Origin of the sequence: Agrobacterium albertimagni AOL15 (assembly GCF_000300855.1) — a bacterium.
In the GTDB taxonomy this organism is placed as follows: domain Bacteria; phylum Pseudomonadota; class Alphaproteobacteria; order Rhizobiales; family Rhizobiaceae; genus Allorhizobium; species Allorhizobium albertimagni.
On sequence record NZ_ALJF01000006.1, the window covers coordinates 462,359 to 482,693 of the forward strand.

Here is a 20,335-nt window from a genome sequence, read left to right on the forward strand (position 1 = left end):
TCAATGCAGGTTTGGTTGGGGGCCCTTGCCGCCTTCGTCGACGGCAAAGCCGCGTTCGAAGCGATCAAGGCGCAAGAGGCGGGCCACGGGATGCGCCTCGTTCTTGGCGATCAGATGGGCAAAGCAGAAGCCGGACGCCGGCGTCGCCTTGAAGCCGCCGTAACACCAGCCGCAATTCAGATAGAGATTGTCGATCGGCGTACGGTCGATAATCGGTGAGCCGTCCATCGACATGTCCATGGCCCCGCCCCAGGCGCGCAGCACCCGAACCCGCGACAGACCCGGGATCAGCGACACGCCCTCCTCGATCGTATGCTCGACGGTCGCGAGATTGCCGCGCTGGGCATAGGACGAATAGTAGTCGATATCGGCGCCGAAGACCAAGCCGCCCTTGTCGGACTGCGAGATATAGAAATGTCCCGCGCCATAGGTGATGACATTGTCGATGACAGGCTTGATGCCCTCGGACACAAAGGCCTGCAGCACATGGGTCTCGATCGGCAGGTCCAGCCCGGCCATCTTGCCGGTGACCGAGGTATGGCCGGCCGTGGCGAGCGCCAGCTTGTTGCAGCCGATGAAGCCCTTGGTCGTCTCGACACCCGTCACCTGGCCAAGCTCGTCACGGCGGATGCCGGTCACTTCGCAATGCTGGATCAGATCGACGCCGCGTTCGTCTGCACCGCGCCCGTAACCCCAGGCAACCGCATCATGACGGGCAGTGCCGCCGCGCTTCTGCAGGAGACCACCAAGGATCGGGAAGCGCGCATGGTTAAAATTGAGATAGGGCATCATCGAGCGCACCTGCTCGCGGTCGAGCAGTTCGGCAGCGACCCCATGCATCATCATCGCATTGCCGCGCCGCGCATAGGCGTCCCGCTGGCCGTCGGTATGGAAGAGATTGACGATCCCTCGCTGCGAAACCATGGCATTATAGTTGAAGTCCTGCTCCAGCCCTTCCCACAGCTTCATCGACAGCTCGTAAAAGGGCTCGTTGCCCTCCAGCATATAGTTCGAGCGGATGATCGTGGTATTTCGCCCGACATTGCCGCCGCCGAGATAGCCCTTCTCGATGACAGCGACATTGGTGATGCCGAATTCCTTGGCGAGGTAATAAGCCGTGGAAAGACCATGCCCGCCGCCACCGACGATGATGACATCGTAATGCGGTTTCGGCTGCGGCTCGCGCCACATCGGCGCCCAGTTCCGGTTGCCCGAAAGCGCCTGGCGGAAGATCGAAAGGGCGGAATAACGCATCGAACAACCTCTGCAAATGTCGCGTCACATTCGCATAGGCGTCACAAAGAGCAAGCGCGATCAGGACAAAATCTATGCTGTTTGAGACATGGAACACAGGTTTGATCGCAGTGCAGCACAGAAACATCAGGCAAGCATGGCGGCCCGCGGCACAGCGCACTTCCCAAGCCCATTCGACACCGTTAAACCGAGTGTGAAGTGATCGGGAGCCCGGTTCGGTGCAGCAGTCGGCAGACATACTGAAACTCTTCGAAGAGAGCGCGATTGCCGCGGGCCGCGTGATCCTCGACATTTACAGGGCCGGTGCGGCCGTACGCCTAAAAGGCGACACCTCACCGGTGACAGAAGCCGACGAAGCCGCCGAGCGGCTGATCCTCGCAGCCCTTGCCCGCCATATGCCGGACGTCCCCGTGGTCGCAGAGGAAGAGGTCGCAGCCGGTCGCATTCCCGATGTGAGCGGCGGACGGTTCATCCTCGTCGACCCCTTGGACGGCACCCGCGAATTCATCGGTGGCCACGATGATTTCACCGTCAACATCGCCCTGATCGAGGCCGGCACGCCGGTCCTCGGTGTCGTGCATGCGCCAGCACTGCACACACTCTACCTCGGCGGCGCAGGCAAGGCGGAGAAGGTCAAGCTAGATGACAAGGACGCGGTGATCGCCCGCATGCCGATTGCGGCGCGTTTGAAGGGGGCTTCCCCGTCAGCCCTGGTTTCCCGCTCCCACAATTGCGATGCGACCGACGCCTATATCCGCAAGGCCGCGATCCTGGAGCGCAAGACGGTCGGCTCCTCGCTCAAGTTCTGCATGGTGGCCGAGGGCGTGGCCGATCTTTACCCGCGCTTCAGCCCGACAATGGAATGGGACACGGCTGCAGGCGATGCCGTACTTCGGGCGGCCGGCGGCATGGTTGCCACCGAAGATGGCGCGCCGCTCACCTATGGCAAACGCCTTCCTGGGCTGCGCGCCTTCGAAAACCCGCCCTTCCTCGCCACGGGACGCCCCTCCGAGCGGGGATGACTTTCGGAAAAACTCAATATTTTTCAATGGGGGCATGTGCTTTTCATCCCCCTCCTCTGCGGCTCGCCCACACTCTCCGCTTCAACCCGCGCTGCCCCGGCAGCCGAACGCGAAGGAGAGACCATGCCTGACACGACCCGCAATCTCGCCCTGCCCTTCATCCTGCCGGCGCAGGCGCAGAAACATGTGACTCACAACGAAGCGCTCCAGCGCCTCGACGCTCTGGTGCAACTGGTCGTCGCCGGCACTTCGAGCAGTCCGCCTACCGCTCCGGAAGAAGGAGAAATCCACTGGGTGGTCGAGCCGGAAAGCGGTCTGTGGACAGGGCATGCCGGGCAACTCGCCCTTTTTCAGGATAGCGTGTGGGTCTTCATGACACCCAGGATCGGCTGGCACGCTCTTTTCCTCGACGAACAGAGGTTGAGGATTTTCGACGGCACTGAGTGGATCGTCCCGCCGCTGGCGGAGGAAGCGCGCTTTGAGCGTCTGGGGATCGCCGCCGATGCCGATGGCTTCAACAGGCTCTCCCTTTCTTCGCCGGCAGCCCTGTTCAACCACGCCGGCGACAGCCACCGGCTGGCGATCAACAAGGCGGGAACCGCGGATACGGCAAGCATGATCTTCCAGTCCAACTGGCAGGGTCGCGCAGAAATGGGGCTTGCCGGAGAGGATCGCTTCTCGCTGAAAGTGAACGGCGACCTGACGGGTTGGCGCCAGGCCGTGAGCGTCACCCCGGAAGGCTACGTCCGCCACGACCAGAGGCCGCTGGCCCGCGCCGCTCTTGCAGCAACAACGCTGACACCGACAGCCGGCAGCTTCACCGGCTTTGACGATCTGCACCTCTCCGGTGGCGACATGTCCCTCGGCGTTCCGCTTGCCTCCGGCCATGGTCGACCACTCGTGGTCGCCGCATCCGGTTACTATCTGCTATCGCTCTGCGTATCCGCCGTCAGCACGAGCACCCACACCGTTCATGTCAGCCGCAACGGATCTGCCGATATCGCAAGCCATGTCGGGGGTGCCGGGACATCAAGCACGGTCGCCCTAGTCTGGCTCGACGCCGGCGACACGCTGGCACTTCGCCATCAAGGCACGATCCAGTACCAGTTCGGCTACGGCAAGACCGAGCTCAGCCTCGCCTTTCTCTGAAGGCCAGAACGACGAAGGGCGCCGCTTGAAAAAGCCGGCGCCCTTTTTTGTCTGCAAAGGATACTGCTGTCAGAGCAGCCGATAGCGACAGGCCCGCGCCACCGCCTGCATGCGGTTCACAGCCTCGAGCTTGCGCATCGCGCTCTTCAGATAGCTGACGACCGTATGGCTTGAAATATCAAGGATGATGGCGATCTCGTCGCTGCTCTTGCCGGCAGCCGACCAGCGAAGACATTCGATCTCGCGGGCCGACAGCTTTTCCTTCGGCCCGAGCCGCGGCACCAGGGCCTCGACGCCGGCATCTAGGAGCTCCATCGCACCCAGCTGCAGAGCAGCGATTTCAGCACGCTCGGGCGCATGGTCACGCCCTGAAAAGACGAGCACATATTGGGTCTGGTTGCGGTCGTACAGGTTGAGGACCAGAGAACCGCCGAGCTCGAACTGCTGGAAAAGCGGGGCAAGCGGTTGGCGCGCCTCCGAACCCGGCGTGCCGAGGAACAGGTTGTCATGCGTGAAGAGCGGAAGGATCGTCTGCTTGATCCGGGCGATCAACAGGCTGCCGGCATAGACTTCAGCCGCCTCATAGCCGAGGCGCAATTCGTCGGGCCAGGTGCAGAGGATGAGATTGGCCGAAAACTCCGGACTATCGGCCTTTGGGACGCGCGCAAGCAGCGTGTTTCGGAAGCCATGGCTGCGACCGAGCGCAGAGAACTCGCGTCCCCATGGGCCGGCGGAGAGCGCTTCGCTCTGAAAAACGGCATCACCGTCACCAAGACCGTGACTGCCCGTCACATCAGTTGGCCTGAACATAAAACTCCTTTCGACCGGACGTTCGTCCGATCGGGATTTCGAATGTTTATGGACATTGAATCGTTCCATGCGGAACGAGTATCAGCTGGGCCTGTCGCCGGTCTTGCGGCCCCCGACGGGAACCGCGATGCTCGACATCTGCCCTTCCGATCGAGGCATCGATCGAGACATCAGTATTGCTGCGGAGCCAATGCCACAGATCGCTAATGGGCACCAGTCGCAGTCCTCGCATAACTCCTATGCATTTGCCGCAAGTTTAATCAACTTCCCCGCAACGCGACGACTCTTGCTCCGGCCTGATCGGGAAAATTATTATCAAATGCTTACAATGGGCTTAGGCAAATTTTAAAGCATCGGTCCTAGTATGAGGGTGTGTGGTCTTGAGTTTGTATAGAGAGTCCAATGACCGAAATGATCCGCCCACGAGTGAAATATGTCATCGGCCCCGATGGCAGCCCCCTTACGATTGCCGATCTTCCGCCGGCCAATACGCGCCGCTGGGTGATCCGCCGCAAGGCTGAGGTTGTCGCGGCTGTGCGTGGTGGCCTGTTGAGCCTGGAAGAAGCCTGCGAACGCTACACCCTGACGGTCGAGGAATTCCTGTCCTGGCAGTCGTCGATCAACGACCACGGCCTGCCGGGCCTGCGCACCACCCGAATTCAGCAGTATCGCCATTAGTCCATTTTCGTACCGGCTCGCCCGGTACACTTCCATTTGCATCAGACCCATACCTGAAACCGGCAAGGCCCAGCCTGCCGGTTTCATGCTTTTCGGGCGAAGCGTCCTGCGTTCAAGCCACTCAGCGCCGCGACCGCCAGGCTGGAACCGGCATAGAACCAGAGGCCCGGCTGCGTGAAGGCCTGAGCGAGCCCGCTGGATTTCGTCGCGAAGATGACGATGGCGACCAGCAACACATCCATCATCGACCATTTCGACAGCACCGGGACCAGCCGCGTCAGCGCCCCCTGCCCCGGTTGCGCCTCGCCCGCAATCTCCTCGGCCGTCAAAAGCACCAGCTTGATCAGCGGAAAGACGATGGAAACGAGCCCGACCAGCAGCGCAAGCACGCCGTCACCGTCAACATAAAGCGAAACGATCACCTCGATGAGCGAGGCATCGGTGGAAAAGACGTAAAAGCTTTCGAACCGCATCAGCGGCAGGCTCACGCCGAGCGCAAACGAGATCGAGGCCCCGACGAGAAGGAGCGCCTTCAACCAGACGACCACGATGGCTTCCTTCCCGACATCGAACACTGCGTATCCGGCAGTTGCGTTGCCGGCCGGCTCTGCCCGATGTTAAGCAGAACCATCCAAACGCGGCAACAGGAGGCGTCAATGCAGATCACCAGTGAGGAAGCAGGATCGGGCGGACGTTATGTCGGCCGTATCGAGGGCATCAACGAACCCGCCGTAATGACCTATTCCCGTGCCTCCGCCACCCTGATCATCATCGACCATACGGAAGTTCCCGGCACAATGCGCGGACAGGGCGCCGGTCAGGCGCTCGCCGAACACGCCGTGGCCGCAGCGCGCACCGGCGGCTGGAAGATCATCCCGCTTTGCCCGTTCATGAAGGCGCAGATGGACCGGCACCCGGATTGGAACGACGTGCGCAAGTGAGCACCGACTGGTTTGTGCCCAAGACGAATGAAGGCGGACGCCGGTTAACCCGCGCCCGCCTTCTTGTTTGAAATCTCAACCAGACTGAATAGCGTTATTCAGGCCCGGACACGCATCTGGCCATCGCGCTCTTCGAGAGCGGCTGCCTTCTGGTATTCCGCTTCAGCCTCTTCCAACGCCAGTTCTGCCGCTTCCTGCTGGACCTTCAGTTCCCGAATCGAAACCTGAAGATTGTCCGCGCGCTGGCGTGCCGCCTTGGCAAAGGTGGGATAGGCGAAATGATTGGGATCGGTGATGCCCGATTTCTTTTCCTCGATGCCGATCTGAGCTTCTAGCTCCTTCGCCATCCGTTCGAATTCAGCCATCATAGACTGCAGCTGCTGCAATTGCCGACGCTTTTCGGTAACCTGAAATCCCTTCAGGCGTACCAGGCTCTCACGCGACTTCATACGCAATACTCCCGTGATGCGAGACCCCCCGCCACACTTGCTACTCAACACGCCCGCCACCGATTCGTCCAAAAAAAGTCCGCGGCGTTAACAAAAAGCTACCTTTGGTAACCTTTCGTTTACGGGCATCGTTAATGATAAGCCCGATCACTTAAGGGTCAGTAAATGCCAGAGCCCGAAAAGAGCTCGTGACAATGATGAGTCAAATGAATCGGTTACGGGGTTTCCCTGAGGCGCAGATTCAAGTGTGGCGATGACCGAAAACACATGAAGAATCAGGAGGCTAAAATCTTTGCTTAATAAATTCGATACACCTTGCCAGAGGGAATCAGAATTTGTTAACCAATTGGTGGCAGCCTTCAAATCAGGCAACGACTGGATCCGTATCGCGTAGGGGGCCATTCCAGACCTTTCGGCGGCGGTAAAGGGGATAAATATGCGGGTTCTACTCATTGAAGACGATAGCGCAACGGCGCAGAGCATCGAACTGATGCTCAAGTCGGAGAGCTTTAACGTCTACACCACCGATCTCGGCGAAGAAGGTGTCGACCTCGGTAAACTCTACGACTACGACATTATTCTGCTCGACCTGAACCTGCCCGACATGTCCGGTTATGAGGTGCTGCGTACCCTTCGCCTGTCCAAGGTGAAGACGCCGATCCTGATCCTTTCCGGTATGGCGGGCATCGAAGACAAGGTACGTGGTCTGGGCTTCGGCGCCGACGACTACATGACCAAGCCGTTCCACAAGGACGAGCTGGTTGCCCGCATTCATGCGATCGTCCGTCGCTCGAAGGGCCATGCCCAGTCGATCATCATCACCGGCGAACTGATCGTGAACCTGGACGCCAAGACGGTCGAAGTCGGCGGTCAGCGCGTTCACCTGACGGGCAAGGAATACCAGATGCTGGAGCTTCTTTCGCTCCGCAAGGGCACCACGCTCACCAAGGAAATGTTCCTCAACCACCTCTATGGTGGCATGGACGAGCCGGAACTGAAGATCATCGACGTCTTCATCTGCAAGCTGCGCAAGAAGCTCGCAAATGCTGCCGGTGGCGCCAACTACATCGAAACCGTCTGGGGTCGTGGCTATGTGCTGCGCGAGCCGGACGGCGCGGAATACCAGGAAACGGCGTAAGCCCTTTCCCACTTCTTCAAAGAGGCCCGCGTCGATGACGCGGGCTTCTTGCATTTTAGAGCCACAAAACGATGGCTTCCCTGACCGCGGACAGCAGAAACACAAAAGGCGGCGCCCTGGGCACCGCCTTGTCAGATGTCGTTCTTCAAGTCCCGAGATGGAAATCAGGCGGCGATCGCCTTGTCGCCGAAGGTCTTGGTGAGGATCTCGCGATCGAACGGCTTCAGCAGGAAGTCGCTGGCCCCGGCCCGCTTGCCGGCCATCATCACCTTCAGCTCGGCTTCGACCACGCAGTAATAGATCTTGACCGCCTTGCCTTCCGGCAGCGCACGGACATTCGAGATCAGATCGAGGGCATCATCCATGCCGGCATCGACGATCATCACATCGGGAAGCTCGCGCTCGCAACGCGACAGCGCCTCGCGGCCGGAAGCGGCTTCCGTCACCTGGTAGCCGAGTTCCGACAGGATCTTCTTGCCGACCTTGCGAACGATGTCGGATCCATCTGCGATCATCAGGCGCTTCATGGTGGCCTCCCTCCCCAGAGATGGGGATCTGAAATATGATTGATACCTTAACGGGCCGCGCCTAAGGAAAGGTTACCGGTTGTAGCCACTGCGCGTCCCGAATCGGGACGGCTTAGCCCACCACCTCGGCGGTGAACGCGATCTCGCCTTCGCTCGGCACGCATTTCAGCTCCATGCCGCACTCATCCGCGAGCAGCACTGTGTAATAGGGCTGGATGGTATGGGCATCGACGGCTTCTTCGAGATGACCGGACAAGATTTCCTGATACTTAGGCGGCACCCGCAGCATGCGACCCTTGGCGACGATCTTGAACTTCGCGTCCGTCTCGGGGTTTTCGAGAGAAATGTCGAGCGAGCCGCCACGCGGAATGGCGCCGTAGGCGACGAGGAAGAGGTTGAGCAGCAGTTTCACCCGGTTCTTGGCGATGATCGCGCGCGGGCCGCTCCAGGTCACCTCGGTCTTCTTCTCTGCCTGGGCGAAATCCTTTGCCGCCTTCTCCGCCTCGCCGGTGTCGATCGAAGCACCGACCGAGCCGGATGCACCGAAGGCGAGACGGGCGAATTTCAACCGCACCGAAGCATTGAGAGCGCTGGTCCGTATCAGGTCCATCGCATCGGCATCGGCGCCGCCTTCGTCAAGCAGTTCCAGGCCGTTGTTGATCGCTCCGACAGGCGAGATCACGTCGTGGCAGACACGGCTGCAAAGCAGTGCAGCAAGATCGGGGCCTGCAAGCGTGAGGTTGGGGTTCTTCGCCATGGTCTTCTCCAGAAGATGTGGACCCTCGAAGCAACAGTCGGACATACGTCCGCTGGCCGCGACTTGGTCGGATGCCGTTCGGCCATAATGACACCATATTTGGTAAACCGATTATTAAGACGATGCTCGCTAGGTTTAATTACCCCCAAGGAAGACGCCGAATCCGTCGGCTTCGCATTTAGGAGGCATTATGCGTCACCTGCCCTACCGCTCCCTGCCGTTGCTGCGGTCGCTTGCCGTCGCCGTTCTGGCGGCGATCAGCCTCGTTTCGGTACTGCGCCCAGCCCAGGCTGCCGGCGAATATTCGATCCAGGAAGTGGTCGACGCAGGCCATGGCTTCTTCGGCGAGACCAGCGGAGCGCTCGCCAAGGTGATCGAGCAGGCCTTCGAACAATATGGCCTCCCGAACGGTTACATTCTCGGCCAGGAAGGCTCCGGCGCCCTGATTGCCGGTCTGACCTATGGCGAAGGCACGCTCTACACCAAGAATGTCGGCCAGCACGACGTCTTCTGGCAGGGCCCGTCCCTCGGGATCGACTACGGCGGCAACGGCACCCGCACCATGATGCTGGTCTATGACCTGCCGGATGTCGACACGCTCTACGCCCGCTATGGCGGCGTGAGCGGCTCGGCCTATATCGTTGCCGGCGTCGGCATGACGGTATTGAAGAGCCGCGACGTGATCCTGGTGCCGATTCGCACCGGCATCGGCGCACGCCTCGGGGTCAATGTCGGCTATCTGAAGCTGACGCGTACGCCGACCTGGAACCCGTTCTGAACCGCCTCGCCTTAATCCTTAAGGCTGAAGCAAGCTCGATCTGCTCTGTCGTTAGCCATATTGGTCGAAGGACGTCGCACGTCAGGCTGTTCTGCTTGCCGGGCGGCACCGTGCATGCTTAACTATCTGCTAATGCTTCCCTAGTGCTGTGGCGCCGTCGTGATTGAATATACCCTGATATTCGCAATGGGATTTATGGCAGCAGCGCTGCTGGTAATGCTCGTTGCCCCGGCCGTACACCAGCGCGTGGTGCGCTATACGGAGAACCGGCTGAAGGCCACCATGCCGCTCAGCCCGCAGGAGATCCGCGCCCAGAAGGACATGGTGCGCGCACTCTATGCGGCCGAGAACGCCAAGACCCAACATGATCTGACCCGCGAACGTGAAAAGTCCCTTGGCCTGACGCTGAAGAACGAGACGCTGAGCAGCGAAGCGGCACGCCTCGTCACCGAGACGAAGGAACTCAAGGTCCAGATCGAGGACATGAGCACGGAAGCCGCCGACCTGCGCTCGCGTCTGCGCCGCAGCGATGTGGAAATGTCGACGATCCGCGAGACGTTGAAGCGCGTGGAGATATCAGCCGCTGCCAAGGATGTCGAGCTTGAGGAACGCGCCCATCGCATGGCCCGCCTGATCAGCGATATGGACACCATGCGCATCGAAGCCATGAGCCGCGACACCGAGATCGACACCCTGAAGACCCGCATTCAGGGCATGCGCGACGAACGCGAAGACTTGCGCCGGGAGAACAAGCTGCTCGGCAAACGCGCCAAGGATGCGGAACTGCGCCTCGCCCAGGAAGAACACAAGGTATTGCGGCTCGAAGACGTGCTGGCCCGGGATGCTGCCGAAAGAGCCGACGCGAGCTCGCTCGTCGAGCGCCGCACGCGCGAACTTCGCGATCTCCGCGCTAAGCTGAAGACGGCCAATGCCCAGTTGCGCGAGGCCCAACGCGCGCTTCGCGAAGCCGGCATCGCGATACCCGATGCCAAGGACACGCCGATGCCCGAAGACGAGATCGCCAATTCAAACCTCGCAACCGATACGACCGCCTTGGAAAACGACATCCGCCGGAGCCAGACTGCCCTGACCGAGCGCCTGTTGAAGGCGAAAGCGTCGACGGAAGACGATGCGCTGCGCGAAGAACTCGGCGATATCGCCGCCAAGATGATCGTTCTGACGGCCGCCCGCGAAGGCGAGCAGAGCGTCATCACCGACTTCGTGTCGCCGCAATCAAAGAGCGGCGACAAGCCGAAGAGCCTGGTCGACCGGGTGCTCGCCATGGACCCCTCGATCGGTCGTGGCGCCGGCATGGCGACACCGGCCGAATAAGACGCTGCCTCGTCGGCCCCCTACGCGATCTGAGACGTGGACTTAACCGAGACGTCCCATGGCGCGCGCAATAGCATAGAGGGCAATCCCACTCGCCGTGCCGACATTCAGGCTGTCGAGGCCCGGAGCCTGGGCGATGCGGGCCGATCGGAAACGGTCGAGGATCGCAGCCGGAAGCCCCTCTCCTTCCGTTCCCATCACCAGCGCCACGCGTCGGCCCGGCGCAATCGAACCGATCTCGACCACACCGCCAGGCGACAGAGCCCAGATCTCGAACTCGGCCGCGGCAAGTGCCCCGAGCACCTCTTCCGCGCTCCCCTGCCGAGCATAGGGAACCATCAGCACCGAGCCGACGGAAACGCGCAGAGCCTTGCGATAGAGCGGATCGCAGCAAGTCTGATCAAGGAAGACGGCATCTGCGGTGAAGCCCGCCGCATTGCGGAACAGGGCACCGATATTGTCGTGATTGGAAATGCCGCACCCAACCAGCACCAGAGAATTATTCGGCAGCCGTGAGACCAGATCGTTCAGTTCAGGTGGCGCAGCACGGCTGCCGAGTGCCAGAACCCCGCGATGCAGGTGAAAGCCGGCGATCGCGTCGAGAACCGCAGCCTCGGCCACGTAGACAGGGATATCAGCCGCAAACTGTTCGATCAGATCGGAGAGCCCGGCCACCCGGTTTTTAAGGAGAAGCAGCTTCTCCGCCCGCACCGATCCGCCATCGGCATGCGCCTTGGCCAGCATGGAGAGCACCACCGTGCCTTCGGCAACAAACTGGCCGTGCCGCCCGGTCAGGTCGCGTTCGCGGATCGAGGTGAACTCGGCGATACGCACATCGCCAGGGTCGGTGATCTCGATAAGGCGACCCACTTCCACGCCTGCCTCAGTTGCCGGCAAGCGTGACGTCGGCAATGATGCGGCCGAGCGCAAGATCGAAGACGTAAGCCTTGCGCGCGCCATCAGCCGTTTCGCCGTAGATCAGCATCTGGCTGCCGGACAACGAGGTCTGCACGACGCGGAAGCCGGCCGGCAGGTTGGCGGTCAGGCTGAGCGGCTGGTCTGAGGGCACGGCGAAGGGCTGCGATGTCGTCGCGACCGGCTCGGCTCCACCTTCGTCGCGCGTCAGCTTGTAGAAGATCGATACGAGCACGGCGAGAAACAGCACCGCCATGATGCCGCCCGAGATGAGCTGCAACTTGACCATCTTGCGGCGCACACCTTCCATGACGGGATCAAGCGGCTTGTCTTCCGGGTTCTCGTCGTCGATATGAGCCATGGCAGCAGTCGTTTCCAATCCAAGTTCGCGCTGATTTGCATGCCTTCTCCGATGCGAACGAGCCGGAGAAAATTGCCGGGCAGACCGGCTGTCGATTGTCGAAGACCCCGGTCTGTGCCAAATGGCAGCGACAAAGGCCGAGACCCTGGCCGCCGTAAGACGGGATGACATGATGACCGACCCCTTTAACGAAGCCGCCGCATCAAGGAAAGAGCTGATTGCCGAGGACGATGCCTCCGGCCGCATCGATGCCTGGCTGACAGCGGCGCTCGGTCAAGAGTTTTCCCGCAACCGGGTCAAGGCGCTGATCGAACAAGGCGCGGTGCAGCTGAACGGCAATATCCTCGACAGCCCGAACCGCAAGATCAAGCCGGGCGACACTGTCGTCATCGATCTGCCCGAACCTGAGGATCCGCAGCCGAAGGGCGAGAACATCCCGCTGGACGTCCTCTACGAAGACAAGGACCTGATCGTGATTGCCAAGCCGCCGGGCCTCGTCGTCCATCCGGGCGCCGGCAACTGGCATGGCACGCTGGTCAATGCGCTGATCTATCATTGCGGCGACACGCTCTCGGGCATCGGCGGCGTCAAGCGCCCCGGCATCGTTCACCGGCTCGACAAGGACACCTCGGGCGTGATGGTCGTCGCCAAGAACGATATCGCCCATCGTCACCTCGCCGACCAGTTCGCCGATCACGGCCGCACCGGTCCGCTGGAGCGCGCCTACCGAGCCGTCGTCTGGGGCCGCCCGCGCACGCTCGCCGGCACGATCGATGCGGCGCTGGGCCGCTCCGGCGCCGACCGCACGAAGCGCACGGTGAAGCGCGAGGATACCGACGACGCCCGCGAGGCGATCACCCATTACACCGTGCTCGAACGCTACGGCGAAAAGCCCGATGCCAGCTGCCTCGCCTCACTGGTCGAGTGCCGCCTGGAAACGGGCCGCACCCATCAGATCCGCGTGCACATGGCCCATATCGGCAATCCCCTCGTCGGCGACCAGGAATACGGCGCCGCCTTCAAGACAAAGGCGAACCTCCTGCCCGAAGACGCCAAGCGCGCCGTCAACAAGTTCCACCGCCAAGCGCTGCATGCCTATTTGCTCGCCTTCGAACACCCGACCACAGGCGAAACCATGCGTTTCGAAGCGCCGATCCCGGCGGACCTGCAGAAGGTCATCGACGCGCTGAAGGCGATGTGAGCCCCGGAGGCTCCCAGCCAAACCGTTGCGTATCGGTTGACACTCCGTCACGGCCTCGTGACGGAACGCAAGCCTTGTATCGCCGTTTTGCCATACTTATCTGTCATGTGGATTTCTGTGGGGAAATGAGATCCACGGAGATCGGGCTCGCCGTTGCTTTGGGAGCTCTGAAGAAGAAGGGGGTGCTTTATGGCCCGCAATACACTGCCAACCATCACTGCCGGTGAAGCCGGCCTCAATCGTTATCTCGACGAAATCCGCAAGTTCCCGATGCTGGAGCCGCAGGAAGAATACATGCTCGCCAAGCGTTACGCGGAGCATGGTGACCGCGACGCCGCCCATCGTCTTGTAACCAGCCATCTGCGCCTCGTGGCGAAGATTGCCATGGGTTATCGTGGCTACGGCCTGCCGATCGGCGAAGTCGTCTCGGAAGGCAATGTCGGCCTGATGCAGGCCGTGAAGAAATTCGATCCGGAGCGTGGCTTCCGCCTTGCGACCTATGCCATGTGGTGGATCAAGGCCTCGATCCAGGAATACATCCTGCGCTCCTGGTCGCTGGTGAAGATGGGCACAACGGCCAACCAGAAGCGCCTGTTCTTCAACCTGCGCCGCCTCAAGGGCAAGATCCAGGCGATCGAGGAAGGCGACCTGAAGCCCCACCAGGTCACCGAGATCGCGACCAAGCTCAAGGTGTCCGAGGAGGAGGTCATTTCGATGAACCGCCGCCTCTCCGGTGACGCATCGCTGAATGCGCCCTTGCGCGCGTCCGAAGGCGAAAGCGGCCAATGGCAGGATTGGCTTGTCGACGACCATGAAAGCCAGGAAGACGTGCTGATCGAGCAGGACGAGCTCGAAACCCGCCGCAGCATGCTGAAGCGGGCCATGAGCGTGCTGAACGAGCGCGAGCGCCGCATCTTCGAGGCCCGTCGCCTCGCGGAAGATCCGGTGACGCTGGAAGAACTCTCCACCGAGTTCGACATCAGCCGCGAGCGTGTTCGCCAGATCGAGGTCCGCGCCTTTGAGAAGGTTCAGGAAGCCGTCCAGAAGGACGCTCTGGAGCGCGCCAAGGCCTTGCGCGTGGTCGAGGCTTAAATCCGTCGACATCGACGACAACTGTTCAAGCCGTCCGGGAAACCGGGCGGCTTTTCCTTTGTGGGTGGCCGCCTGTTACTCCGATGCCAGTTGCTGCCGCGAGAAGACGGCGAGTCCAAGTCCCGTCAGGATGCAGAACCAGCCGACAAGCACGGCGAAACCGAGCAGCGCTGCCAGCGGCGCACCTCCCGCCAGCAACCAGTCGCGGAGTGCCTGTGCCGCATAGCTCGGCAAGGGCAGCCGGTCGGCATCCGATCCTAGGTAAAGCTGGAGCAGTGACGAACCGATCGCCAGCAGAAAGGTCGGGATGACGGCGGCGATCATCGACCGGAAGGCAACCACGAGCAGGGCAGCGAGCGACGCCAGAACCGCAAGTTCGAGAAATGCGATGCCGAATGCCGCCGAGAGCGTCACAAGCGAGGACGCCGTGACGTCGAAACCTTGCCCCTGCAGGAGACCAAACAGCACAGTCAGCACCATATCGCCGGCAGCTGCCAGCAGAAGCGCAACAGCGAGCCACGCAAGGCAGATGAGCAGCTTGGCGCCGAAGAGCTGCACGCGCGCATGCCTTGGTACCAGCAGCCTCCAGGTGGAATAGCGATATTCGAGAAAGAAGACGGTGGCGATCCCGAGCGCAAAGAGCAGGTGGCCCAGCGAGTTTCCGGAGAGACTGAGGCTCTTGGCCGCCGACAGGAGCACATCGACATCGCCGGACTGCCGCCCGAGGCGCAGATAGACGAAACCTGTGATGACCAGTTTGACCAGAAGTGCCGCGATCGGCACAGCGAGGAAGCCCCAGAACAGGGTCCCCGGCTGACGGACAAGCTTGAGCATTTCTGCAGGCAGAAGCGGGTTCATGAGCGCACCTCCCGCGTCTCTGACAGGAATACGGTTTCCAGATCCGGCTTGATCCACTTGGCCTCGTGAATGCGCACGCCGGCATTGGCGAGCGACAGTATGAGCTCCGGGACCTCCGCCCTCTCGATCCGGACGTAAACGCCTCCGTCAGCCTCCTCAGCCACATCACCGAGACGTACCAGCACCGCGTCAGGCGCGTCCACCTTCAGCCAGAAGCGTCCGTCACGATCAAGGAGATCGGCAACCGCGCCTTCGGCGACCAGCGTCCCGCGCTGGAGGATCGCCACCCGGTCGCAGACCCGCTCCACTTCGTCCAGCAGATGACTGGACAAGAGCACAGTCAACCCATCGCGATGCGCCAGGTCGTCGATAAGGGCCCGCATCTCCAATATGCCATCGGGATCGAGCCCGTTGGTTGGTTCGTCAAGCACGAGCGCATCCGGCTGCCCGATCAGCGTACAGCCGATACCGAGCCGCTGCTTCATGCCCAGCGAGAAACCGGAAACGGCCTTGTCAGCCGCCTTTTCCAACCCGATGCGCCGCAACACCGGCTCGACAAGCGCCAGGGTGCCCGTGGAGCGCGCCAACATCTGCAAATGCTCGCGGGCCGTCAGAAAGGGATAGAAGCTCGGCGATTCGATCAGCATGCCGAGACGCCGCCGCTGGGCGGGTCCAGCGGGCTCGCCGAAGACCCGGATCTCGCCGCGATCGGGCCTCAACAGTCCGGCGAGGATGCGCAGGAGCGTGCTCTTGCCTGCGCCGTTCGGGCCGAGCAGGCCATAGACGACACCGCGGGGGATGGAAAGGCTCAGACCATCGAGCGCCTGAATGGCGCCGCGACCGCGCCCGAAACTCTTGCTGACGGACAGGAAGGCAACGGCGGGATCACCGCCCGGATCGGCAGAGGGAATGATCGAAACTCGCTGCGCCTGTCCTGACATCACGTCGCCCTTGCGTTTGATCTTGCGTCGGTCGCTGAGGGGTAAAGACAACCCGTGCCCTGCCCCCAACTCCAAAAGAAAAAATCCGCCGGGGCAGGCCCGGCGGATATGTAGAAGATCGATAGAGATGCAGCTCAGTTCGCCGGCGCGGCCGGCGTCAGCGCCGTCCATTCACGCATGACCTGCTCGAAGACATTGCCACCCGTCGTGCCCTTGTCGAGCGTGATAAGCGCGCGCCGGCCATTGCGATAGGTCACGGGAATGTCGATCCAGCCCCGCGTGGACAGAAGGTCCATGTTGCGCTTCACCACATCCTCGAAATCGTTGAGCGCCACGAGATAGGTGTCGTCGGTGACCTTGGCCGTCACGGCCACCAGCGGGTCGCCGCGGTCCTGCTCGGTGCGCTTCATCGCGATCCGCTGCAGGTTCTCGATTGCACCACCCTCGAAATCCGCAGGCACGGAGAACACCACCTCGATGATGTGGCTCGCCGGCAGCGAATTGTCGGTATTGCGCTTGAAAGTCAGGAGCGCCGAGATGCCGCGTTCCGGCACGTTGATACGGCCCTGAATCTGCGGATCGGGTCGGCCGTCCGGACCGTTTTCACGCACCGCCGACCATGTGATCGAACCGGGGACCGCCACAGGCGTCGCCTGGCCGATGCGCTCCTCATAGAGGAAGAGTTTTTCCCCGCCGGCCACGGCTGCGGTATTGGCCGCTGTTCCCGGCGTTTGCGTGGCAGCCGTGCCGCTCGCAGTAGTCGGCGCATCGGTCGGCTCGACCGTGGACGCCACGGTCTGGGCCGACACCGAGCGACCTTCGGCAGGCGCTCCCTCGATCGGCGCCGATCCGGCACCAGCATCGATTTCCGTTCCGTCCGCCTGCAGTCGCTGCGTGAATTTCTGGCTGCCGTCGTCAACTGCAGGAGTCGCCTCTTGCGGTGCAGCCGCAGTGTCGGCCGGCGCCTCCGGCTGCTCGGCAGGTGTCGTCTCGGGCGCGTCTGCGGTCTCTTCCGTCGGAGCCACTTCGCCCGTCAGGTTGGCGACCATGCTGCCGATCTCATCTCGCATGCTCCAGGCGAGATAGCCGCCGGCGCCCAGCACGACTAGAACAAGCGCGGCGACGATCATCGGCGCAGGATTGCGACGCTTCTTCGGCTCGAGGCGATAGGAAGGCTGCTGGCCATAACCACCGACAAGCGCTTCCATGCCATCGGCCTGGCCGGCGACCTCAACCTGCGCACCCTTGGCGCCGGGTGCGAAGCTGTCGATATGCTCGTCCCACTCGCTGGCTGCAGGAGCGGCAGAAGCAGAAGCCGGATCGACGCTACCCTTTTGGGTTTCGCCTTGGTCGACATGCTCCTGGAACCACTGGCTGAAGTCATCGGCGTCGATTGCCGGTGCAGCGGAGGTGGAGGCGATCTTGTCGAGCACGACGGGGTCGGCATCGGGAAGGCTCAGGCCCTCCGGCGCGACATAGTCGCCGCTTGCCTCGACATGCACGGGTTCCTCATAGGCGGGGAACTCGTCGGTCGGCGTATAGGAGACGGCCGGCGGCGCGGTGTCGATTTCCGGCAGTTCGGGGACACGATTGGCGGCCGTTTCGGTCGCAGCCGGCAGGTCCCAGCTTGCCGAGGGTACAGTCGGTGCCGGATCGAGTGCGCGGCTCTGCAGCCAATCCTCGACCGAATCCACACGAACGCCCACCTCCGGCGCCTGCGGCTGGTGATAAGGTTCAGCCTCGACGAACGCATCCGCCGGCTGAAACTCTTCGGCCACCGGCTCGGCCTCGACGGCAGGCACGGCATCCCAGGCGGGTGCAGCCGTCTCCGGCTCGTCACCCCGAGGCCAGGTCTCTTCGGCGGTCGGAACGTCGCCGTAGGTCGCAGCGGCTGCGACGGTTTCGACCTCGTGCCGGACCTCTGGCGTCGGTTCGTACTGCGGCTCAGGCTCGACAGCCGGAGCCTCGTCCTCGCGATGCTCGTAAAGACGCGTGTAGTCGGTTTCCGGCTCGGGAGCCGCAACCGGTTCGTCCTGCCAGGCGGTTTGCGCCGGCGGCGTCGGTTCGACGGGCTCTTCCGGAAGTGCATCTTCAACGGGCGGAACGGTTTCTTCGGCGAGGTAGGCAGGCTCATCCACCACCGCAGGGGCGGCAGGCTCTGCCATGTGGGCATCCGCCCAGTCATCGCCGCTCACCTCTTGACGAGGCTCGACCGGCTCTGCTGCCGGAGCACCCTCTTCTACCGGCTCCTGCGCCGCGACGTCTTCATGCGAAGAGGGCGCATATTCCGGCTGCTGCTCGGCCCAGGCGGGCGCAGAAACAGCTGCTGCCGCGGCCGCACCTGCAACGGCAGGCATGGAAGGCTCTGACGCCTCGTCGAGCGGCGGCAAGGCGTCCGCATGTTCCGCTTCGACTTCACGGATAGCCGCATCGAGCTTGTCGAGCTGACGCTGCAGCATATGCTCGGGCGGGCGCGGTGACATGTTCTCGAGCTGCCGAACGACAGCGGCGCGAGCCTTTTCGTAGACTCGCGCGCGCATCTCCGGAGTATTGTTCGACAGGCCATCCACGGCCCGTCGAATCACAGCGATAAAGTCAGCCATCAGCACTTTCTCTTGAGAGCCGGGCCGCCGCGCCGGCAAAATTTCATTAAAATCCTAGATTAGTCTTCGAAAGGGTCCGTCACAAGTATGGTGTCGTCGCGTTCCGGACTTGTCGACAGAAGGGCGACCGGGGCTCCGATCAGTTCTTCGACCTGACGGACATATTTGATCGCCTGAGCCGGCAAATCCGCCCATTTCCGGGCTCCGACGGTCGATTCCTTCCAGCCTTCAAGCGTGATGTAGATCGGCTCGACACGCGCCTGAGCCGCTTGAGCGGCCGGCAGATAGTCGATTTCCTGGCCGTCGAGCTTGTAGCCGACACAGATCTTCAGCTCTTCCAAGCCATCGAGAACGTCGAGTTTGGTCAAAGCAATGCCGGTGATTCCATTGGTGGCGACCGACTGGCGCACGAGCGCTGCGTCGAACCAGCCGCAACGGCGCTTGCGGCCCGTGACCGTGCCGAATTCATGGCCCTTCTCGCCGAGAAACTGGCCGATCTCGTCATGCAGCTCGGTCGGGAACGGACCTTCGCCGACGCGGGTCGTGTAGGCCTTGGTAATCCCGAGGATATAGCCGAGCGAGCCCGGGCCCATGCCGGAACCGGCAGCGGCCTGGCCGGCAACCGTGTTCGACGAGGTGACGAAAGGATAGGTGCCGTGGTCGATGTCGAGCAGGGACCCTTGCGCACCTTCGAACAGGATGCGCGAGCCCTTGCGGCGCTCCTTGTCCAGGAGCACCCAGACCGAATCCATGAAGGGCAGAACGCGATCGGCGATCGAGGTCAGCTCGTCCATGATGGTCTTGTGCTCGATTTCGGCCACGCCAAAACCGCGACGCAGCGCGTTGTGATGGGTAAGGATCCGTTCGACCTTGCCTTCCAGAGCATCGAGGTCGGCGAGGTCCATGACGCGGATCGCGCGACGGCCGACCTTGTCTTCATAGGCCGGGCCGATGCCGCGGCGGGTCGTGCCGATCTTGGTGCCGCTATTGGAGGCCGCATCTTCGCGCATGCCGTCGAGTTCGCGGTGCAGCGAGAGAATCAGCGTGGCGTTTTCGGCAATGCGCAGATTGTCCGGCGTCACTTCGACGCCCTGATCCTTCAGCCGGCCGATTTCAGCGATCAGCGCATGCGGATCGACGACGACGCCGTTGCCGATCACGGCCTTCTTCCCCGGACGCACGACGCCCGACGGAAGCAGGGACAGTTTGTAGGAAACGCCGTCGATGACGAGCGTGTGGCCGGCATTGTGTCCGCCCTGGAAGCGGACCACGATGTCCGCACGTTCGGAGAGCCAGTCGACAATCTTGCCCTTGCCCTCGTCACCCCATTGCGAACCAATCACCACGACATTCGTCATCACATAATCCTGTATATTGCGCAGTGCCTGCGCCTACCCAAACCCGCGCATCTATACTGTGTTGTTTTTGGGAAATCGACCCGTCTTGACCGGCGATTTGGCTTTTTACGTGACAAACAATCCCCTCTGGCCTATTTCGGAGGCAATTCGCGCCGTGACAGACCGGGGGCA

Annotated in this window: 21 protein-coding genes; 9 read left to right on the forward strand and 12 right to left on the reverse strand. The window is 62.0% G+C overall.

Annotation, left to right across the window (positions count from 1 at the left end; translation table 11 throughout):
• Positions 1-1,254, reverse strand: coding sequence for a sarcosine oxidase subunit beta family protein (locus QWE_RS09255; RefSeq protein WP_006725848.1), 1,254 nt, complete (start codon positions 1,252-1,254; stop codon positions 1-3).
• Positions 1,255-1,490: 236 nt separating this feature from the next.
• Here QWE_RS09255 and cysQ point away from each other — a divergent pair, with 236 nt between their 5' ends.
• Together cysQ and QWE_RS09265 are read left to right on the forward strand one after the other, a co-directional pair.
• Positions 1,491-2,276, forward strand: coding sequence for a 3'(2'),5'-bisphosphate nucleotidase CysQ (gene cysQ, locus QWE_RS09260; RefSeq protein ID WP_040299869.1), 786 nt, complete (start codon positions 1,491-1,493; stop codon positions 2,274-2,276).
• A gap of 123 nt (positions 2,277-2,399) precedes the next feature.
• A complete protein-coding gene (locus QWE_RS09265) occupies positions 2,400-3,425 on the forward strand; it encodes a DUF2793 domain-containing protein (RefSeq protein WP_006725850.1) in 1,026 nt (341 codons plus the stop codon).
• A 69-nt stretch (positions 3,426-3,494) separates the two neighbouring features.
• On the opposite strand, the gene QWE_RS09270 is transcribed toward QWE_RS09265, so the two are convergent.
• Positions 3,495-4,235, reverse strand: coding sequence for a helix-turn-helix domain-containing protein (locus QWE_RS09270; RefSeq protein ID WP_006725851.1), 741 nt, complete (start codon positions 4,233-4,235; stop codon positions 3,495-3,497).
• 402 nt (positions 4,236-4,637) lie between these two features.
• Between QWE_RS09270 and sciP the strand changes: the two genes are divergently transcribed.
• Positions 4,638-4,913, forward strand: coding sequence for a CtrA inhibitor SciP (gene sciP, locus QWE_RS09280; RefSeq protein ID WP_006725852.1), 276 nt, complete (start codon positions 4,638-4,640; stop codon positions 4,911-4,913).
• Between the two features lie 83 nt (positions 4,914-4,996).
• On the opposite strand, the gene QWE_RS09285 is transcribed toward sciP, so the two are convergent.
• A complete protein-coding gene (locus QWE_RS09285; RefSeq protein ID WP_006725853.1) occupies positions 4,997-5,488 on the reverse strand; it encodes a paraquat-inducible protein A in 492 nt (163 codons plus the stop codon).
• An 81-nt stretch (positions 5,489-5,569) separates the two neighbouring features.
• On the opposite strand from QWE_RS09285, the gene QWE_RS09290 reads away from it, so the two are divergent.
• Positions 5,570-5,854 carry a GNAT family N-acetyltransferase gene (locus QWE_RS09290; RefSeq protein WP_006725854.1) on the forward strand — a complete coding sequence of 95 codons (285 nt, stop codon included), beginning with the start codon at positions 5,570-5,572 and terminating at the stop codon, positions 5,852-5,854.
• 98 nt (positions 5,855-5,952) lie between these two features.
• Here the strand turns inward: QWE_RS09290 and QWE_RS09295 are convergent, their stop codons facing one another.
• On the reverse strand, positions 5,953-6,303 hold the full coding sequence (locus QWE_RS09295) for a hypothetical protein (RefSeq protein WP_006725855.1): 351 nt from the start codon (positions 6,301-6,303) through the stop codon (positions 5,953-5,955).
• Between the two features lie 436 nt (positions 6,304-6,739).
• On the opposite strand from QWE_RS09295, the gene ctrA reads away from it, so the two are divergent.
• Positions 6,740-7,441: a response regulator transcription factor CtrA gene (gene ctrA / locus QWE_RS09300; RefSeq protein WP_006725856.1), complete on the forward strand. Its 702-nt coding sequence runs from the start codon at positions 6,740-6,742 to the stop codon at positions 7,439-7,441.
• A 164-nt stretch (positions 7,442-7,605) separates the two neighbouring features.
• On the opposite strand, the gene QWE_RS09305 is transcribed toward ctrA, so the two are convergent.
• Together QWE_RS09305 and chpT are read right to left on the reverse strand one after the other, a co-directional pair.
• Positions 7,606-7,968 carry a response regulator gene (locus QWE_RS09305; protein WP_006725857.1) on the reverse strand — a complete coding sequence of 121 codons (363 nt, stop codon included), beginning with the start codon at positions 7,966-7,968 and terminating at the stop codon, positions 7,606-7,608.
• Positions 7,969-8,080: 112 nt separating this feature from the next.
• Complete coding sequence (chpT, locus tag QWE_RS09310) at positions 8,081-8,725, reverse strand: histidine phosphotransferase ChpT (protein WP_006725858.1); 645 nt, start codon at positions 8,723-8,725, stop codon at positions 8,081-8,083.
• Between the two features lie 190 nt (positions 8,726-8,915).
• Here chpT and QWE_RS09315 point away from each other — a divergent pair, with 190 nt between their 5' ends.
• Both QWE_RS09315 and QWE_RS09320 read left to right on the forward strand, forming a co-directional pair.
• Complete coding sequence (locus tag QWE_RS09315; RefSeq protein WP_006725859.1) at positions 8,916-9,503, forward strand: DUF1134 domain-containing protein; 588 nt, start codon at positions 8,916-8,918, stop codon at positions 9,501-9,503.
• Between the two features lie 186 nt (positions 9,504-9,689).
• On the forward strand, positions 9,690-10,835 hold the full coding sequence (locus QWE_RS09320) for a coiled-coil domain-containing protein (RefSeq protein WP_240532518.1): 1,146 nt from the start codon (positions 9,690-9,692) through the stop codon (positions 10,833-10,835).
• Between the two features lie 42 nt (positions 10,836-10,877).
• On the opposite strand, the gene QWE_RS09325 is transcribed toward QWE_RS09320, so the two are convergent.
• On the reverse strand, positions 10,878-11,705 hold the full coding sequence (locus QWE_RS09325; protein ID WP_006725861.1) for a TrmH family RNA methyltransferase: 828 nt from the start codon (positions 11,703-11,705) through the stop codon (positions 10,878-10,880).
• 13 nt (positions 11,706-11,718) lie between these two features.
• Positions 11,719-12,111 (reverse strand): hypothetical protein, encoded by a 393-nt coding sequence (locus tag QWE_RS09330; RefSeq protein ID WP_006725862.1) that lies wholly within the window; start codon positions 12,109-12,111, stop codon positions 11,719-11,721.
• Between the two features lie 172 nt (positions 12,112-12,283).
• Here QWE_RS09330 and QWE_RS09335 point away from each other — a divergent pair, with 172 nt between their 5' ends.
• Positions 12,284-13,312, forward strand: coding sequence for an RluA family pseudouridine synthase (locus QWE_RS09335; protein ID WP_006725863.1), 1,029 nt, complete (start codon positions 12,284-12,286; stop codon positions 13,310-13,312).
• 189 nt (positions 13,313-13,501) lie between these two features.
• Entirely contained in the window at positions 13,502-14,404 is a 903-nt protein-coding gene (gene rpoH, locus QWE_RS09340) for an RNA polymerase sigma factor RpoH (protein ID WP_006725864.1), read from the forward strand.
• 75 nt (positions 14,405-14,479) lie between these two features.
• On the opposite strand, the gene QWE_RS09345 is transcribed toward rpoH, so the two are convergent.
• The 4 genes from QWE_RS09345 to QWE_RS09360 form a co-directional block, all read right to left on the reverse strand.
• Positions 14,480-15,262 (reverse strand): ABC transporter permease, encoded by a 783-nt coding sequence (locus QWE_RS09345; RefSeq protein WP_006725865.1) that lies wholly within the window; start codon positions 15,260-15,262, stop codon positions 14,480-14,482.
• Positions 15,259-16,254 (reverse strand): ABC transporter ATP-binding protein, encoded by a 996-nt coding sequence (locus QWE_RS09350; protein ID WP_240532520.1) that lies wholly within the window; start codon positions 16,252-16,254, stop codon positions 15,259-15,261. Before QWE_RS09350 ends, QWE_RS09345 begins: the two co-directional genes overlap by 4 nt.
• An 83-nt stretch (positions 16,255-16,337) precedes the next feature.
• The gene (locus QWE_RS09355) at positions 16,338-18,806 is read right to left on the reverse strand and encodes a hypothetical protein (RefSeq protein ID WP_006725867.1); all 2,469 of its coding nucleotides are present in this window, start codon (positions 18,804-18,806) and stop codon (positions 16,338-16,340) included.
• A 59-nt stretch (positions 18,807-18,865) separates the two neighbouring features.
• Positions 18,866-20,164 carry an adenylosuccinate synthase gene (locus QWE_RS09360; RefSeq protein ID WP_006725868.1) on the reverse strand — a complete coding sequence of 433 codons (1,299 nt, stop codon included), beginning with the start codon at positions 20,162-20,164 and terminating at the stop codon, positions 18,866-18,868.
• Positions 20,165-20,335 lie beyond the last annotated feature (171 nt).

Coding starts and splice junctions, on each gene's coding strand:
- QWE_RS09255 (WP_006725848.1), bottom strand. CDS start 1,254: ATGCGTTATTCCGCCCTTTCGATCTTCCGCCAGGCGCTTTCGGGCAAC.
- QWE_RS09265 (WP_006725850.1), top strand. CDS start 2,400: ATGCCTGACACGACCCGCAATCTCGCCCTGCCCTTCATCCTGCCGGCG.
- QWE_RS09270 (WP_006725851.1), bottom strand. CDS start 4,235: ATGTTCAGGCCAACTGATGTGACGGGCAGTCACGGTCTTGGTGACGGT.
- sciP (WP_006725852.1), top strand. CDS start 4,638: ATGACCGAAATGATCCGCCCACGAGTGAAATATGTCATCGGCCCCGAT.
- QWE_RS09290 (WP_006725854.1), top strand. CDS start 5,570: ATGCAGATCACCAGTGAGGAAGCAGGATCGGGCGGACGTTATGTCGGC.
- QWE_RS09295 (WP_006725855.1), bottom strand. CDS start 6,303: ATGAAGTCGCGTGAGAGCCTGGTACGCCTGAAGGGATTTCAGGTTACC.
- ctrA (WP_006725856.1), top strand. CDS start 6,740: ATGCGGGTTCTACTCATTGAAGACGATAGCGCAACGGCGCAGAGCATC.
- QWE_RS09305 (WP_006725857.1), bottom strand. CDS start 7,968: ATGAAGCGCCTGATGATCGCAGATGGATCCGACATCGTTCGCAAGGTC.
- chpT (WP_006725858.1), bottom strand. CDS start 8,725: ATGGCGAAGAACCCCAACCTCACGCTTGCAGGCCCCGATCTTGCTGCA.
- QWE_RS09315 (WP_006725859.1), top strand. CDS start 8,916: ATGCGTCACCTGCCCTACCGCTCCCTGCCGTTGCTGCGGTCGCTTGCC.
- QWE_RS09320 (WP_240532518.1), top strand. CDS start 9,690: ATGGGATTTATGGCAGCAGCGCTGCTGGTAATGCTCGTTGCCCCGGCC.
- QWE_RS09330 (WP_006725862.1), bottom strand. CDS start 12,111: ATGGCTCATATCGACGACGAGAACCCGGAAGACAAGCCGCTTGATCCC.
- QWE_RS09335 (WP_006725863.1), top strand. CDS start 12,284: ATGACCGACCCCTTTAACGAAGCCGCCGCATCAAGGAAAGAGCTGATT.
- rpoH (WP_006725864.1), top strand. CDS start 13,502: ATGGCCCGCAATACACTGCCAACCATCACTGCCGGTGAAGCCGGCCTC.
- QWE_RS09345 (WP_006725865.1), bottom strand. CDS start 15,262: ATGAACCCGCTTCTGCCTGCAGAAATGCTCAAGCTTGTCCGTCAGCCG.
- QWE_RS09355 (WP_006725867.1), bottom strand. CDS start 18,806: ATGGCTGACTTTATCGCTGTGATTCGACGGGCCGTGGATGGCCTGTCG.
- QWE_RS09360 (WP_006725868.1), bottom strand. CDS start 20,164: ATGACGAATGTCGTGGTGATTGGTTCGCAATGGGGTGACGAGGGCAAG.